Origin of the sequence: Flavobacterium undicola (assembly GCF_009909155.2) — a bacterium.
Lineage (GTDB): Bacteria > Bacteroidota > Bacteroidia > Flavobacteriales > Flavobacteriaceae > Flavobacterium > Flavobacterium undicola.
Window position 1 is genome coordinate 12,856 of sequence record NZ_JAAAPM020000008.1, and the last position, 16,606, is coordinate 29,461.

The 16,606-nt window shown below is 32.4% G+C and carries 16 protein-coding genes; 6 read left to right on the forward strand and 10 right to left on the reverse strand.

Annotated features, from left to right (window positions below; genetic code table 11):
* The first annotated feature begins 159 nt into the window (after positions 1-159).
* Positions 160-669, forward strand: coding sequence for a DUF421 domain-containing protein (locus GTZ96_RS06330; RefSeq protein WP_161642015.1), 510 nt, complete (start codon positions 160-162; stop codon positions 667-669).
* Between the two features lie 159 nt (positions 670-828).
* Positions 829-1,596 carry a Bax inhibitor-1/YccA family protein gene (locus GTZ96_RS06335; protein WP_161642017.1) on the forward strand — a complete coding sequence of 256 codons (768 nt, stop codon included), beginning with the start codon at positions 829-831 and terminating at the stop codon, positions 1,594-1,596.
* Between the two features lie 114 nt (positions 1,597-1,710).
* Here the strand turns inward: GTZ96_RS06335 and dinB are convergent, their stop codons facing one another.
* Positions 1,711-2,796, reverse strand: coding sequence for a DNA polymerase IV (gene dinB / locus GTZ96_RS06340; protein WP_161642019.1), 1,086 nt, complete (start codon positions 2,794-2,796; stop codon positions 1,711-1,713).
* Between the two features lie 143 nt (positions 2,797-2,939).
* On the opposite strand from dinB, the gene GTZ96_RS06345 reads away from it, so the two are divergent.
* On the forward strand, positions 2,940-3,407 hold the full coding sequence (locus GTZ96_RS06345; RefSeq protein ID WP_161642021.1) for a CYTH domain-containing protein: 468 nt from the start codon (positions 2,940-2,942) through the stop codon (positions 3,405-3,407).
* Between the two features lie 4 nt (positions 3,408-3,411).
* Here the strand turns inward: GTZ96_RS06345 and GTZ96_RS06350 are convergent, their stop codons facing one another.
* From GTZ96_RS06350 to uvrC, 8 genes are all read right to left on the reverse strand, one after another.
* Positions 3,412-3,942: a septal ring lytic transglycosylase RlpA family protein gene (locus GTZ96_RS06350; RefSeq protein WP_161642023.1), complete on the reverse strand. Its 531-nt coding sequence runs from the start codon at positions 3,940-3,942 to the stop codon at positions 3,412-3,414.
* Between the two features lie 74 nt (positions 3,943-4,016).
* Entirely contained in the window at positions 4,017-4,442 is a 426-nt protein-coding gene (locus GTZ96_RS06355; RefSeq protein WP_161642025.1) for a hypothetical protein, read from the reverse strand.
* A gap of 150 nt (positions 4,443-4,592) precedes the next feature.
* A complete protein-coding gene (pgi, locus tag GTZ96_RS06360; RefSeq protein WP_161642027.1) occupies positions 4,593-6,236 on the reverse strand; it encodes a glucose-6-phosphate isomerase in 1,644 nt (547 codons plus the stop codon).
* A gap of 183 nt (positions 6,237-6,419) precedes the next feature.
* Entirely contained in the window at positions 6,420-7,652 is a 1,233-nt protein-coding gene (locus GTZ96_RS06365) for a peptidoglycan DD-metalloendopeptidase family protein (protein ID WP_161642029.1), read from the reverse strand.
* Positions 7,653-7,680: 28 nt separating this feature from the next.
* Positions 7,681-8,613 (reverse strand): tryptophan 2,3-dioxygenase family protein, encoded by a 933-nt coding sequence (locus tag GTZ96_RS06370; RefSeq protein ID WP_161642031.1) that lies wholly within the window; start codon positions 8,611-8,613, stop codon positions 7,681-7,683.
* Positions 8,613-9,383 (reverse strand): DUF3108 domain-containing protein, encoded by a 771-nt coding sequence (locus GTZ96_RS06375; RefSeq protein ID WP_161642033.1) that lies wholly within the window; start codon positions 9,381-9,383, stop codon positions 8,613-8,615. Before GTZ96_RS06375 ends, GTZ96_RS06370 begins: the two co-directional genes overlap by 1 nt.
* 447 nt (positions 9,384-9,830) lie before the next feature.
* A complete protein-coding gene (locus tag GTZ96_RS06380; protein WP_161642035.1) occupies positions 9,831-12,029 on the reverse strand; it encodes a patatin-like phospholipase family protein in 2,199 nt (732 codons plus the stop codon).
* Between the two features lie 42 nt (positions 12,030-12,071).
* On the reverse strand, positions 12,072-13,871 hold the full coding sequence (gene uvrC, locus GTZ96_RS06385; RefSeq protein ID WP_161642037.1) for an excinuclease ABC subunit UvrC: 1,800 nt from the start codon (positions 13,869-13,871) through the stop codon (positions 12,072-12,074).
* Positions 13,872-14,006: 135 nt separating this feature from the next.
* On the opposite strand from uvrC, the gene GTZ96_RS06390 reads away from it, so the two are divergent.
* The 3 genes from GTZ96_RS06390 to GTZ96_RS06400 all read left to right on the forward strand — a co-directional run bounded on the left by GTZ96_RS06390 (position 14,007) and on the right by GTZ96_RS06400 (position 15,875).
* Positions 14,007-14,984 (forward strand): succinylglutamate desuccinylase/aspartoacylase family protein, encoded by a 978-nt coding sequence (locus tag GTZ96_RS06390; RefSeq protein ID WP_161642039.1) that lies wholly within the window; start codon positions 14,007-14,009, stop codon positions 14,982-14,984.
* Positions 14,971-15,567, forward strand: coding sequence for a 5-formyltetrahydrofolate cyclo-ligase (locus GTZ96_RS06395; RefSeq protein ID WP_161642042.1), 597 nt, complete (start codon positions 14,971-14,973; stop codon positions 15,565-15,567). Before GTZ96_RS06390 ends, GTZ96_RS06395 begins: the two co-directional genes overlap by 14 nt.
* A 107-nt stretch (positions 15,568-15,674) precedes the next feature.
* Positions 15,675-15,875, forward strand: a complete 201-nt coding sequence (locus GTZ96_RS06400) for a hypothetical protein (protein ID WP_161642044.1) — start codon at positions 15,675-15,677, stop codon at positions 15,873-15,875.
* Between the two features lie 76 nt (positions 15,876-15,951).
* Here GTZ96_RS06400 and GTZ96_RS06405 read toward each other — a convergent pair whose 3' ends face one another.
* On the reverse strand, positions 15,952-16,557 hold the full coding sequence (locus tag GTZ96_RS06405; protein WP_161642046.1) for a lipoprotein signal peptidase: 606 nt from the start codon (positions 16,555-16,557) through the stop codon (positions 15,952-15,954).
* Between the last annotated feature and the right edge of the window lie 49 nt (positions 16,558-16,606).

A 16,606-nucleotide genomic window follows, 5' to 3' on the forward strand; every position in this document is an offset into this window, starting at 1 on the left:
ATCAAGCATATAAGAGAGAAAAGCAAAATATTTTATAACTTAAAAATCTGTCTGGTTTTATCAACTAAACGAAGATTTGTTGTTTTCTAATGTAGATTTGTTGTTAATTTGAATCACGACTTAAACTTATTATTTCTTAACTCATAATAAATTACAAAAATGAACCCGTATTTTGATATTATTATTCGAAGTGCTTCTGTATATCTATTTATGTTAATCGCTCTCCGAATGTTTGGCAAGAAAGAATTATCTCAACTAAATACTGCCGATGTTATTTTGATTCTACTAATTAGCAACTCAGTTCAAAATGCGATGGTAGGAAACAACGTGAGCCTTTTTGGTGGTTTAGCTGCAGCTGCAGTACTATTTATTATCAATTTCACTTTAAAAAAATTAATATTTATGTTTCCGAAATTCAGTGCCTTTATACAAGAAAAACCAGAAATATTAATCCACAACGGTCAAATGTATTTCAAAACATTGAGTAAATTAAACATTACTTCTAATGAATTAAAAGAAGCCATTCGGGAACATGGAATCGAACATTTCTCAGATGTAAAGTTGGCAATGCTGGAAATTGATGGAAATATCAGCATCATTTCTGGAGATAAAAATCTTCGTCAAACACATTACAAAAGAATAAAAAGAAACAAAAAAGTAATAAATTAAAACACACTAACACTTTTAAAATAAGTAATACAATACTTCTTTTTAGCTATTTGTATAATCTTAATTTATAAAAAATTGCTTTCAAAAAATTTAAGAAGAATTAAACAGCAATCTTGAAAAATATCTTTTATATTTGGCTAACATAAAATGAAATCTATTATGAATTTTAAATCTAAAAACCCTTTTTTAAACAATAAAAGCTTCTCGCCTACATCTAAAGCAGAGCAAGTTCATGAAGCAACAGTTATTGGTTACGACCAAGACATGACACTTTCAGGAACCATTAACAAAACCATTTTACTATTCTTGTTGCTTACGGCATCGGCAATGGTTATTTGGTGGATGACATTTAATGGTATGAATCCTATTGTGCCAGCAATTGGTGGCGCCATTGTAGGCTTAGTTTTGGTAGTAATTTCTGCTTTCAAACCACAATATTCGGGTTATTTAGCTCCGGGTTATGCCTTGTTTGAAGGATTATTTATCGGAGGAGTTTCTGCTATTTTTGAAGCACAATATCCCGGAATTGTCATTCAGGCGGTAGGAGCTACTTTTGTAACTTTTGCGGTTTGTTTAGGACTTTATAAGTTCCAGATTGTAAAAGTAACAGAGCAATTCAAATCGGTTGTGGTGGCTGCAACATTAGCCATTGCTACTTATTACCTAATCTCCTGGTTAGTTTCAATGTTTACAAGTTATCAGCCTGTACACTACGGAAACTCAATGATGAGCATTGGAATCAGTGTTTTTGTAATTGTAATTGCCGCTTTAAACTTATTCTTAGACTTTGACCGAATCGAACAAGGAGTACAACAAAGAATGCCTAAATACATGGAATGGTTTGGCGCTATGGGATTGATGATCACCCTAGTTTGGTTATACATTGAATTCCTAAGATTGTTATCTAAACTTTCAAGTAAAAAATAATTGCAAAATAAATATCAAATTCAAACCCTTCTCAAAAAGAAGGGTTTCTTTTTATGTAAAAACCATTAAGAAATTAAGTCTCGATTGCTTAATAAACTCATTAAAAAAGAAAAATTAAAAATCGAATTTTAACTGTACTGCGACAACCGCTTTCTTTACTTCGGTATTTAAATTACTCATCGAAATTCCGAGCAAACGAACCGAATCTTTCATTCGTTCCTGATACAATAATTCTTTTACTGTTTCCAGAATCAATCCTTTATCGGCAATAAAATACTGCAAGGTTTTGCTTCGTGTTTGCTGAGTAAAATCACTATATTTTATTTTCAGGGTTACCGTTTTTCCAGAAACATTGTGCTTTTTAAGTCTTCGTTCCAAGCTATTGGCTATGAGTTCCAATTGTTCCAACATAAAAATTTCGGAAGAAAGATTAACATCAAAAGTATGTTCGGCAGCAACTGATTTTGCAATGCGACTTGATTTCACTTCGCTATTATGAATCCCACGCACCACATAGTAATAATAACTCCCAGATTTCCCAAAATGTTTTTCCAAAAATTCCAAAGATTTACTTTTTAATTCCAATCCCGTAAAAATCCCCAATTGGTACATTTTCTCGGTCGTTACCTTCCCCACACCATAAAATTTTCGAATAGGCAACACTTCTAAAAAAGGAATCACTTCATCAGGAGTCACCGTTTTTTGCCCATTGGGCTTATTGTAATCACTGGCAATTTTGGCAACAAATTTATTGATCGAAATTCCCGCAGAAGCTGTTAGTCCTATCTCATTAAAAATACGGTTGCGGATTTCTTGAGCCAATAAACTAGCACTTGGATTTCCTTTTTTATTTTGGGTTACATCCAGATAAGCTTCGTCAAGCGAAAGCGGCTCTATCAAATCAGTATAATCACGGAAAATCTTATGAATTTGAGTCGAAATTTCCTTATAACGCTCAAATCGTGGTCGCACAAAAATAAGTTCTGGACAATATTTCTTCGCCAAGACACCACTTATAGCACTCCGCACACCAAACTTTCTAGCCTCATAACTCGCCGCAGCAACAACACCTCGGTTTTCTGAACCTCCTACAGCAAGGGGCTTTCCACGAAGTTCGGGATTGTCCATTTGCTCCACGGAAGCATAGAAAGCATCCATGTCGATGTGTATGATTTTTCTATTTGGATTCATTTCGGACATGTTACAAATTTATGGTCAATTTGTCAAAATGAAATCAATTGCACTTAAATATTTGATACATTTGGAGCTCTTAATTAGCCCAGACCTAAAAGAAAAGACATAGCGAACAGCTGAAAAAGCTCCTTACTTTAATTTGCATAAAAATGTTAGAAATAGAAAGAAAATTTTTAGTCACTTCAGATTCTTATAAAAAAGAAGCTTTTTCAAAAAAACGCATTATCCAGGGCTATTTAAACTCAAATCCTGAGCGCACTGTTAGAGTTCGAATAAAAGAAAACAAGGCTTATTTAACCATAAAAGGCAGGTCTAATACAACAGGCATGTCTCGTTTTGAATGGGAAAAAGAAATTCCAGTAGAAGAAGCCGAAAATTTATTATTGCTTTGCGAAAAAGGAGTAATCGACAAAACTCGTTTTGAGGTAAAAGTGGGCAATCACACCTATGAAGTGGATGAATTTTACGGCGAAAATGAAGGTTTAGAAATGGCCGAAATCGAACTTCAAACAGAAACAGAAATGTTTGAAAAACCGAGTTGGTTAGGAGCAGAAGTGACGAATGATGAACGCTATTACAATTCGTATTTAAGCAAAAATCCATACAAAAACTGGTAAAAAACTATTGAACAATTTCTTCGATAGTAACTATCATAGAACCCGATCCTTTGTTTTTAGCAATTTCCATAAAAGCTCTTTTAGTCAAATCAATTTCTCTTGATCTTACAAATGGACCTCTGTCAATAACCTCAACAATAACTGATTTTCCGTTGGCCTCATTGGTAATTTTCAGTTTGGTTCCAAAGGGGAATTTTTTATGTGCTGCAGTATAATCATTATTACTGAATCTTACTCCACTTGTAGTACGCTGTCCATTAAATTTATCTGCATAATAAGAAGCATGAACACTTTTTTTATACACTTTTAGTTTACCTACTACTTCATTCTGAATCGTATCTTTTACTATTTCATTTTTAGCCACAAAAGCAAAAGCTTTGTTATCTTTATTCAAGCTATCCTTAGATGAATTTCCTTTTGAAACAGATGATTTTGACAAAACAGTTTTTGCTGATGTAGTTTTTTGTCTAGCCCTACTTTGAGCATTTACAAAAACTACACTAAGAAGTAATAATAATGTTATTGATTTTTTCATATTAACTTTTTAGTTCGAATCTATTTAAAACAAAAAACAGATAAAAAAAGTCCTAAAAAGGACTTTTTAAGTTTTTATTTAAACCATAACGACCAGGGAATCCTGCTTAGTATAAGCAATAATCCTAATCCGTAAAAAATAGAAAAGGTTTTGAATTTTGATTCGCTTGTAGTTAACTTTTTATGCTTAGACCAACCAATTGTAATTAAAGTAATCGCAATAATATTAATTAACGGATGTTCTAAAGAAGTTAATCTTAACATTTTGTCTGACATTTGCCCCAAAGAGGTGAATCCAAGTGGAGAAACAAAATATAAAATCAAACCAATTAATAATTGTGTGTGTGTCCCTATTAATCCAAAAATTGCAATCTTTCTATCTTTAGCAGTAAACTCTTGTTTGGAAGCTAAACCTACAAAAGCGTTAACCACTGCAACCACTAATAATAAAAGTGCTAAATAAGCCCAACCTGAATGAAATTTTTGAATGAATTCGTACATGTTTTTGATATTTTTTTTAACAAATATAAACAAAAAAGGTATAAAAAAAACCTCATTCCGCTAAAAGCGAATGAGGTTTATATTCATTTAAATCAGTTATTTTTTAAATAACAACTGAAAATCAACCACTTAAACAAAACAAGCTAAATGTTATTTATTTCTTAAAAAATGGCTCAATAAAGAAGCAGTTGAACTATCGTGATTTTTTACTTCATTCGTATTGATTTCGTCCAAGATAGAATTAGCTAATTGTTTTCCAAGTTCCACTCCCCATTGGTCATAACTAAAAATATTCCAAATGAATCCTTGCACAAAAATCTTATGCTCATATAAAGAAATCAACGACCCCAATGATTTAGGTGTCAATTTCTGAATCAAGAATGTATTTGTAGGTTTGTTTCCTGCAAAAACTTTAAATGGCAGAAGAAATTGAGCTGCTTCAGCCGAAAGTCCTTGTTTATCAAATTCTGCCTGAACTTTTGCTTCCTCTTTTCCGTTTAACAAAGCTTCCGTTTGTGCAAAAAAGTTAGACATCAATTTATCGTGATGATTGTTATCGCCATACAACGGCTGTACATAACCAATAAAATCAGTTGGAATCAACTTAGTTCCCTGGTGAATTAGTTGAAAAAAGGCGTGTTGGGCATTCGTTCCCGGTTCTCCCCAAATAATGGTTCCTGTTTGATAATCTACAGCTTTACCATCACGACCCACACTTTTACCGTTACTTTCCATTGTTCCTTGTTGTAAATAAGGTGCTAACTTTTGTAAATATTGAGTGTACGGAATTAAAGCTTCGCTTTCTGCTCCAAAGAAATTATTATACCAAACGCTTAATAATGCCAAAACTACTGGTATGTTTTTATCAAAATCAGCTGTTTTAAAATGTTCGTCCATTTCGTTAGCTCCGTTTAATAATTCTTCAAAATTATCAAAACCTACTGCTAAACTGATAGACAATCCTACCGCACTCCAAAGTGAAAAACGTCCTCCAACCCAGTCCCACATTGGAAATACATTGTCAGGATTAATTCCGAATTCGGTTACTTTTTGCAAATTAGTAGAAACTGCCACAAAATGTTTGGCTACATCTTCCTGCGAAGCCGATTGTAAAAACCATTTTCTGATAGTTTCAGAATTCGTTAAAGTCTCCTGAGTAGTGAACGTTTTAGAAACAATAACAAAAAGAGTCGTTTCCGGATTTAACTTTTTAATGATTTCGTTCACATGATCCCCATCAACATTGGAAACAAAATGAACATTCAAATTATTTTTATAATATTGTAAAGCTTCAACCACCATTGCCGGTCCTAAATCAGAACCACCAATACCGATATTAACTACATCAGTAAAGGCTTTCCCTGTATAACCTGTTCTTTTTCCTGAAGTAACCTCGTTAGTAAAACCTTTAATTTTATTTTTTACTTCATAAACTTCTGGAATTACATTTACTCCATTCACATTAATTACCGCCGATTCTTTAGCTCTTAATGCAGTATGAAGTACTGCTCTATTTTCAGTTTGATTGATTATTCCTCCTTCAAAATAATCCTCAATCCCATTTTTAAGTCCCATTTCATTAGCCAATTCAAGCAACAAAGCCATTGTTTCCTGATTGACAATATTTTTAGAATAATCAATTAAAAAATCATTCCAAAGGATGCTGAATTTTTCTGCTCTTGAACCGTCTTGCTTAAACATTTCCTGCATAGAAACACTTTGTAATTGTTCAAAATGTTTTTCGAGCTTCGTCCATGAAGCCGTTTTAGTTGGGTTTAGAGTACTTAACGCCATTTATATTTTAGTTTTTAGTGTTTTAGATTTGGTCGTAAAAATACTGAAATTAGTTGTAATTGCAGAAAAGATTCCAACTATATAATTATAAAAGCCAACCAGTTTATGCATAAAAAAAGAGAAACAATTCACTATAAATTGTTTCTCCCTTATAATTTCAGATTAAAAAACCAATGTTTTGAACTATAAATTCCCGATGCTGTCCAATTCCCGTTTTAAAGGTTCGATTGTATTCATAAATCTCGCTTTGTTTGCACTCTCCATCGGTGTTCCAGTAGGTAATTTTAATTTTAATGCATCAACCTGTACTCCATTTTTCCAAAAACGATAACATACATGAGGCCCCGATGCTAAACCTGTACTCCCCACTCGACCAATAACATCTCCTTGATTTACGTGCTGACCGCGTCTCACCAATATTTTTGACATGTGTAAATACTGAGTAGCATAAGTACCATTGTGTTTTACTTTTACAAAGTTTCCATTACCTGCTGTATAACCTGTTTTTTCGACTACTCCGGTTGCCGTTGTCATAATAGGCGTTCCTGTAGGAGCAGCATAATCGGTTCCTTTATGCGCTTTCCATTGGTGTTGTACGGGATGAAATCTGTTCATTGTAAATCGGGAAGTAATTCGACTAAATTTAATAGGCGATTTCAAGAAAAGATTTTTCATTGTTTTTCCATCTTCGTCATAATAATCGACTTTGCCTGAAACCTGATTTTGTACAAACGGAAAGGCATACATGATTTTACCTTTGTACTCAAAAAAAGCGCCTTCTATATTGCTAACTCCATTATAAATAGAATCGTTGATGTAGCGTTCATTAAAAGCAATACCAAAACGGTCTCCTTTTTTTAATTTAAAAAAGTCAATTGACCAAGAATAAATTTTTGTGATTTGACTTGCCAAAGCCGCTTCTACGCCTGAATTCGTTAAAGTTTCAGATAGAGAACCCTTTAAAACTCCTGTAATCACTCGGCGCTTATAAGTTACTGGTCTAACTTTTTTATGTGCAACTACCAGCGAATCACGCAAATCAAAAACATAATACGTTAAGTCGTTTGGCTCATAGATAAAAACCTGTAGTTTATTTGTTTTATCCTTAGACCGCAACATGGTGTACGCCTTATCAGGTCTAATTGTGCGCACATCAAAAGTGTCTTTAATATTATTTACAATCTCATAGATTTTTCGGTCTCCAACATTTTGTTTGTTTATAATTGTCCCAAAAGTATCTCCTTTTTTTACAGTATCCTGAACAACATTAAAGTCGGCAAAATTAAATCCAAAATCAGAATTGTCTTTTTTATGATTTAGTTTTTCAACTAACTGTTTCTTTTCATTTTCATGATCCGATTTTTTACAGGATACGACTAAAGTTATCGCAATTATAATTGTTAAAAAGTATTTCAAACTGTATCTATTTATTGTATTCTACATCTTATTCTTGTCCCCAATTTGCTAATTCAGCTTCACTCCATAATTCTGGAAAAAATATTCTTTTTTGATGCTTTGGATGCATGTATTTTTTCCAGTCACTTCCTCCTGTTGCTTCTCCATCACCCATACCACTTTGATCAATATACTTAATAGCTACATTTAAATGCTGCATTACCCAAGTAATATTTACTGTAAAATCAAAATGACGCATAGCTTCTTTCAAAGCTTGTAATTCTTGATCTTGAGCTGAAAGTTGTTTGTATTTTTGCCAAATATTGATGGACTTATACTCTTCCATATAATTCAGAAAAGTAGCTTTATATTTTTTTTCGAATTCTTCTAAAGTATAGCTTTTGTTTCCCGTTTCTTCTTCTTTTCCGGCTGCTTGCCAATACAAGATTTCAAACGCATTTTCATTCGAAATAGTATGATCAAATGATGCTCTAAAACGACTATCAATGAGATTAACCAAATCAGTAGTGCAAAACTCTATTAAACGGTATTGCGCACTTTGAAAACCACTAGCAGGAGTGAGTGTATTTCTAAATTTCATATATTGATCTACATCCATACCATTTTCCATAATAGTAAAAGAAGTAGTTAACATATCAAAATAACGGCTAATACGGGTTAATCTATCAATAAGAAAATCGGCTTGAATATTTTGAGTGTGAGAAATCTGATTCATCTCCCAAAGAATCATTTTGAATATTAATTCATTCACTTGATGATAGAGAATAAAAACCATTTCATCAGGAAGTACTGTTCTTTGAATTTGCAAGTTCAACAACACATCCGTTTGAATATAGTCCCAGTAAGTAGTAGGTTTTGACCAAAGTAAACCCTCTAACTGCGTATCCGTTTTTTGATGAATGGATGCGTATTTTTGTTCTATATCTTTTAAAATACTTGCTGTATTCTCATTAACATTCATTATCGCTTTATTTTAAATGAACCTTTCAATCCTTTGAAAGCATCCAAATCAGCCTTGAGTGACCCTACCGCTAAGTCTGCCTTAATGCGTATTGGTAGTCTATTTTCATCATCTGAAACCCAAACCGTTAAACTTTCTTGTTCTTTAAAAACTCGTCCTGATTGCACTAAAGGCTTAAAAACCATACAAGACACAAGCCCAAATTTAGTTGTAATATCTTCACGTCCTATAAATTTTAACTTAAATTTTGTGGTTTCTTCATCAAAAAACATATCAATTGCAATATACCCTCCAGGCTTAATTGTATCGATTGTAGGATAATTTCGCAGGTAATAAAAAGCCGACAATATGTCTTGGGTATTTTTAGGAACAACAAAAGTCTTTTCCGTTTTTCTTTTATAATCTTTCACCTTTATTTCATTAGCTGATTGATTAAAAAAACCTTCCTGATCTTTAGTATAACCTCCCTCATCAATCTTTCTAACAAATTGATATGGATTTCCTGTATTTTTATCAATATAGCTTTCATAAGTATCTGCAACTTTGAAAAAAAAGCGCGACAAACCAGTAGTATAACCTTTACCTACAACATGAAAAACTTTTGTGTTATTTACGGTAGCATCTTTTACCTCAAGAGTAGCATATCCAGCATTGACAAATCCGTAATGAATACGAAATTTAAACCACTCACCTACATTGTATGAGTCATCAGCATGAGAATCAAAGCTGGTAGTTAAAATCAATAATGAGAGTAGTATTATCTTTTTCATAATTTACTATATTTTTTTATTGATTCAGTTTGCAAATTTTGTTCCAAATATATTAAAACAAAAAAACTCAGTCAAATAATGACTGAGTTTTTATGCTATTAACCAACCAAAAAATTATAAATTATTAAATTTATATAAACCAAAAGGAAACCACCCCTTTTGTTTTGATATGACAAAGATACGGCAAGAAAATGCGATTTCTATAGTAAAAATACAGTTTAACATAATTTTAAAATAAGATTCGGAAGCCTAGCTGTTTTTTTTTACATATCATAAAAAAAACAGTAATAAAAAATTAAAGTGTTAATTTTACTTTTACATCAAAAATCAAAAAGCCAATTATTTCTGGCTCAAAGACCTTTTGTTAACTAAAAAAAGTCGCGACTTTTGACAAAAATCGCGACTTTTAGCCTACTATTATTTTCTTTGATTTTTTGTTTTTAGGTATTAAAAAGGAAATCCAACACTAAACCAGGTATAACTACTATTAGTTTCTGGCGACCAGCTTCGTTTTATTTCAATTGGACCTAAAATAGTTTCTAAGCCATAACCTATAGCATAACCCGAATTTTTTGGTACCGAAATCCAATCAACTGTTTCAAAAATATCATCTCCTATATTAGCATAATTAGCCGTAAAATTGATATGGTTATTTTTAAAGATTTTCCAATCTAAGGTCAAAGTGGATTTGATATAGCTATTACCTCCTAAACTCAAAAAGTCATAGCCGTAAAAATGACTGAAATTATTTGCCACATTATAGCCGAATCCTCCCAAAATAAAATTAAAAAAAGACACGCTTTTATTGCCTATCGAAAATCCTGCTTCTGTTTGAATTTTAGCTGCAAATGATCTAAACAAAGGAAAAGCGAATCCAAAATTTGCTTTTGCAATTGAAAACGGCATAAATTCTTTTGTGTAATCAGAAGACAAAAGATAAGAATGCATATCTCCTGAAAAACTCCAGCCTTTTCTTGGAAAAAATTTATCATCCATAGAATCAAAATTAAACCTCCCAAAAACACTCACATAATCACTTTTATCGATTACAGGATCTACATTTAAGGTTCCTGAATTTATATTCAAATATTTATATTCTACACCCCCTCCAACCAAAAAACGCTGTGCAAATAAGGTTTGAAAATACAATTGATTAGTCAAATCAAACAAATCTACATTTAAGCTTTTCACCCCTAAATCATCAAAATTTAAATTACTTATCTGTCCTTCAATATTTCGATTAAACTGATTTAAATACGACTTAAAACCAAGACTAATATTGTAACCGTTCTCAATATAATAATCAAAATTATACCTGAAATTATCCCCTAAAATGACATCAAGAGAAGTGACATCATTTTTAAAAAATGTTTTCTTATGTGTTAAATTCACCAAGACAGCACTTTTATAAAGACCATCATAATGCAATCCAAATTTCAAGTAAGTATTCGTTGGATTCTCTTTTAATTCCAAATTCAAATTGTCTTTCCCATTATTATCCTCAAATGAATAATCGATAGCGCTAAAATTTTGTGTTGCATTTAAGTTATTAATTCCTGTTTGCAGTTGGCCATAACTAATTTTAGAATCTGGTTTGAATCTTAATTTACCATAAACATATTCCTTAGTATAATTTTTTAAGTTATTGCAATTGATATTTACAATTTGCAAACTATCAACTTGATTTTTTAATTTTGGCTTTTTATAATTTTTAGACTTTACTCCTAATTGTTTTAAGCGTTCAAAAACAGAAAAAGCAGCTTCTTCCCCTCTACCTAAAATCTTCTGACCACTATCAAAAGACATTACTCCATAATCTCTAATATCAGGTCGAATATAAATATCTGTTTTTAAAACATTTTCCTTCATCTTATCGATAGAATGAAGATTGGTAATTTGAACTAAAATTTTTGTAGCATCATTGAGTGATTTTCTGTCCAATAAATCGTTTTGCACATCAACTCCAATAATAATATCAGCACCTAATTTTCTAATCTCATCTATAGGATAATTATTAACAACACCTCCGTCTACTAAAAATCGGTCTTGATATTCCACTGGAGAAAACAAAGACGGAAATGCAGAGCTAGCAATCATGGCTCTTGCCAAATTACCTTTATCTAAAACTACCTGCTCTCCCGTTTCAATATCCGAACCTATACATAAAAAGGGGATTGGTAACTTATTAAAATCCCTTAGATGTCTAACATTCCTTGTAATCCGACTCAGTAAATTAAAATTATACAAGCCTTTAGAAAGTGCATCCGGAATTCCTATTTTATACTTATTAAATGGCAAAACTACCGAGTAAACCTCATCATTTCTTTTCTCATAAAAATTTTTGGTTTCTCTGGGAATATAATCGTTTAATAATTCGTCAAAATTAGTTGCTTTAAAAATCGAATCGAGTTGTGCCGCATTGTAACCCACAGCATACAAACCGCCAACAACCGCTCCCATACTAGTTCCGCCAATGTAATCAATCTTAATTCCAGCCTCTTCTATAACTTTAATCACTCCAATATGAGCAAATCCTTTCGCACCCCCACCACTTAAAACCAATCCTATTTTTGGTCTATCTTTTTTTTGCGAAAATAGAGTCAGGCCGCTAAAGAAAACAAGCAATAAAAGGATATATTTTTTCATAAAAACAGTCTTCATTTTTGACATTAAACACCTGTACTTAAATCAATTCGCTGTGGTTCTGTAAAAATCGGTAATTTTTTTGGCTTTTGATACTCCTACAACGTCAGAAATTTCTTTTTCTGTTGCCAATTTCAATCTTTTAACACTTTTAAAATGCTGAATCAATGTTAACATCGTTTTTTCGCCAATTCCCGGAATCGATTCTATCGAAGAATTCAACGCCGATTTACTTCTTTTGTCCCGATGATGTGTAATTCCAAAACGATGTGCCTCATTTCGTAATTGCTGAATCACTTTCAAGGTTTCTGATTTTTTGTCCAAGTACAACGGAACCGAATCGCCCGGATAAAACAACTCTTCTAATCTTTTAGCAATACCAATTATGCTGATTTTTCCTCGCAAACCTAAATCGTCTATACTTTTCAATGCCGATGACAACTGCCCTTTACCACCATCAATAATAATTAATTGTGGCAAAGACTGCTCTTCATCTAACAATCGTTTATAACGACGATAAACCACTTCTTCCATCGAAGCAAAATCATTAGGACCTTCGACAGTTTTTATATTAAAATGACGGTAATCTTTCTTACTGGGTTTTCCATCTTTAAAAACCACACATGCCGAAACTGGATTTGTTCCCTGAATATTCGAATTATCAAAACATTCAATATGTCTTGGTTCCACTGGCAAATGCAAATCTTTTTTCATTTGCGCCATAATTCTATTGGTATGTCTATCAGGATCTACAATTTGTAATTGCTTTAGTTGTTCGATGCGATAAAATTTAGCATTTCGAATAGACAAATCTAAAATTTGCTTTTTATCTCCTAATTGTGGGACGGTAACTTTTATATTTTCACCTAAATCAACTGCAAAAGGCACAATTACTTCTTTCGATAATAATTTGAATCGTTCTCTCAATTCTATTACTGCTAATTCTAATAATTCTTCATCGGTTTCATCTAATTTTTTCTTGATTTCCATAGTATGCGAACGAATAATCGAACCGTGGGAAATTTGTAAAAAATTGACATAAGCGGCACTTTCGTCAGAAACAATAGAAAACACATCAATATTGGTAATTTTAGGATTCACAATCGTAGAACGCGACTGATAATTCTCTAAAATCTCTATCTTTTCTTTTATTTTTTGCGCTTCTTCAAAATGCATTTGCTGTGCCAAATCCATCATTAACTTTTTGAAATCTTTCATGCTATCTTTAAAATTCCCTTTCAGAATTTCTCGAATAGCACTAATCTGTTTTTGGTAATCTTCTAATGATTCATAGCCTTCACAAGGTCCTTTACAGTTGCCAATATGAAATTCGAGACAAACCTTAAACTTACCACTTTCAATATTCGATTCACTCAAATCATAATTACATGTTCGAAGCGGATACAATTCTTTGATTAAATCTAAAATCGTATGAACCGTTTTAAAACTGGTGTAAGGTCCAAAATATTCCGAACCGTCTTTGACCATTCTTCGAGTAGAAAATATTCTCGAAAAAGGTTCTTTCTTGATACAAATCCACGGATAACTTTTATCATCCCGCAACAACACATTATAACGTGGCTGAAGAGTTTTTATCAAATTATTTTCCAGCAAAAGCGCATCAGTCTCTGTAGGAACCACAATGTGTTTTATGGTTACAATTTTCTTAACCAGCACATTGGTTTTTGCCGTATCGTGAATTTTATTAAAATAAGAAGAAACTCGTTTTTTTAAATTCTTGGCTTTACCTACATACAAGATTTTGCCTTCCTTATCATAATACTGATAAACACCGGGGCCGTCTGGTAAAGTTTGAATTTGAAGTTCGAGAGCTATTTTTTGCATTAGAATTTTGTTTCAAAAAAGATAGAAAACATTAAAAAAGCCAAAAATCACACTGATTTAAAGCTAGTATTTGAATTCTAATCAAATTTACGAATTACAAATAATTATTTCTACATTTAACTTTTTAATTCTGCAATGCGAAACACAAAACCCATCACAATCCTAGGAGAGACTATTTTGCCTGGTGAAAGCAAAACCATAGATATGGAAATTGCTAAATTGCACAATTCGGCCAAGTTAAAAATCCCAATAATCATTCAGCGTTCTAAAATAGATGGACCTGTGGTACTGTTTTCGGCAGGAATACATGGCGATGAAATAAACGGAATTGAAATTGTACGCCAAATCATTACCAAGAAAATTAATAAACCTAAAAAAGGAACTATCATTTGTATTCCCATCATTAATATGTTTGGGTTTATTAATAAATCCAGAGAATTTCCAGACGGCAGAGATTTAAATCGTGTTTTTCCGGGGAGTAAAAAAGGTTCGCTCGCTAGTCAATTTGCGCATCACATCTTAACCGAAATCATGCCTTTTGTAGACTACGCTGTCGATTTTCACGCTGGTGGAGCGGGTAGATTTAATGCTCCGCAAATACGCCTCGAACCAAACAATGAAGCACTTAAAACCTTAGCTGATGTTTTTAACGCTCCTTTTACCTTATATTCAAAAAATATTGCGGGTTCGTTTAGAAATGCAAGTCAGAAATCCAATGTAAAAATGCTGCTTTTTGAAGGCGGAAAATCATTAGATATTAATGACGATATTGCTAATATTGGCTTAGAAGGTGTAAAACGTTTTTTAGAACATCTGGACATGCTAGACCCTAAACACAAAGTCAATAAAAGTAAAGAAGATAGCATTTACATAGAAAAATCGACTTGGATCAGAGCCAATCATTCGGGCTTATTACACAATTCGAACAGCATTGGTACTTTTGTCAAAAAAGGAATGGTACTGGCCACTATTACCGATCCGTTTGGTAAATTTGAACGAAAAATAAAAGTACCAAATGACGGTTATATTATTAATGCCAATCATTCGCCTATTGTTTACCAAGGAGATGCTATTTATCATATTTCAAAAACATTAGTTAATGAACAACAATAAAAAAGAATTACGCTTAAAATATAAAACCCTTCGAAAACAACTTTCTGAAAACGAAAGAGAAGAAATGAGTTTAGCTATTGCCAATCAATTACTGAAACTTCCTGTTTGGGACAAAAACTACTTTCATGTTTTTTTACCTATTACAGAACAAAAAGAAGTCAATACTGAATTTATCCTGCATTTACTTTCAGGAAAAGACAAAGAGATTCTTATTTCGAAATCTAATTTTGGCTCGAGCGATAGCGAACAGGCGAAGCAAACTCGGGAAATGACACATTATCTTTTAACCGATAATACCAAGATCAAGAAAAACCAATACAATATTCCTGAACCAGTCGACGGTATAGAAGTTCCTTCTAAAAAAATAGAGGTTGTTTTTATACCGCTTTTAGCCTTTGACAAAAATGGACATCGAGTGGGTTACGGCAAAGGATTTTATGATAAATTTTTAAGCGAATGCCAAGCCGAAACTATTAAAATTGGTCTTTCATTCTTTGAAGCCGAAGAATTAATAGCCGATGTACACGAAGGAGATATGCGACTAAATTACTGTGTGACTCCAAATGAAATCTATCGTTTTTAAATTCATAAATTCTAAAAATGACTTGAGTTAAAATTTGAAAATCGGTCAAATGAATTGGTTTCATTTTAAATCTGTACCTTCGTAAAATACAAAGCCTCATTATATTTATGAAAAAGATTCAAAATTCAAGATTATATGCCATTATTTTAATTGCAATATTTTCTATTTCTTTATCCAGTTGCGCAATTGGAATTCGTACCACGTCAAGAACAAGTTCTTATAAATCGAAACCACTTCCTCCTGGACAAGCCAAAAAGATTACTGGTGAAAAAAGCGCCAAACGTTATGCTCCAGGACAAAACAAATAATCCTATAAAAAGAAAGACCTATCTCAATTAATGAAATAGGTCTTTCTTTTTATATACTTCGGTGCAATCCTAAAGCTTATGCCTCTTTATGATGAAATGCTTTTTTGTTGAAAACAATCAAAATCCCTACTCCTGTTGAAATCGCCATATCGGCAACATTAAAAATAGCATTAAAAAAAGTAAAATCTCTTCCGCCCCAAAGCGGTAACCATTCTGGAAGACTTCCATGCCAAAACGGAAAGTAAAACATATCGACTACTTTTCCATGAAAATATTGACCGTAAGGCTGGTTTGAAAATAAGGCTGCTAATTGTGAACTACTATCGTCAAAAATGACCCCATAAAAAACCGAGTCAATAATATTTCCAAACGCTCCTGCTAAAATTAAAGCAATTGCCACAACTAAATAATTACTACTGTGTTTTCTTTCTATCGAATCCCACAACCAATATCCAATACCTCCAACGGCAACTAATCGAAACAAAGTAAGAAACAATTTCCCGTAAGCACCAGGAATTTCAGTTCCCCAAGCCATTCCTTCATTTTCTATAAAATGAATTTTAAACCAATTGAAAACTTCAACTTCTTCTCCTAATATAAAATTAGTTTTTACATATATTTTAGAAATCTGATCAACTAGTAATACAACGAAGATGAGTAGATACGCTTTTCGTAATGACATTTTAAAAATTTTAAGTGCGTAAAAGTAATAATTTTATCAAAAAAAACGC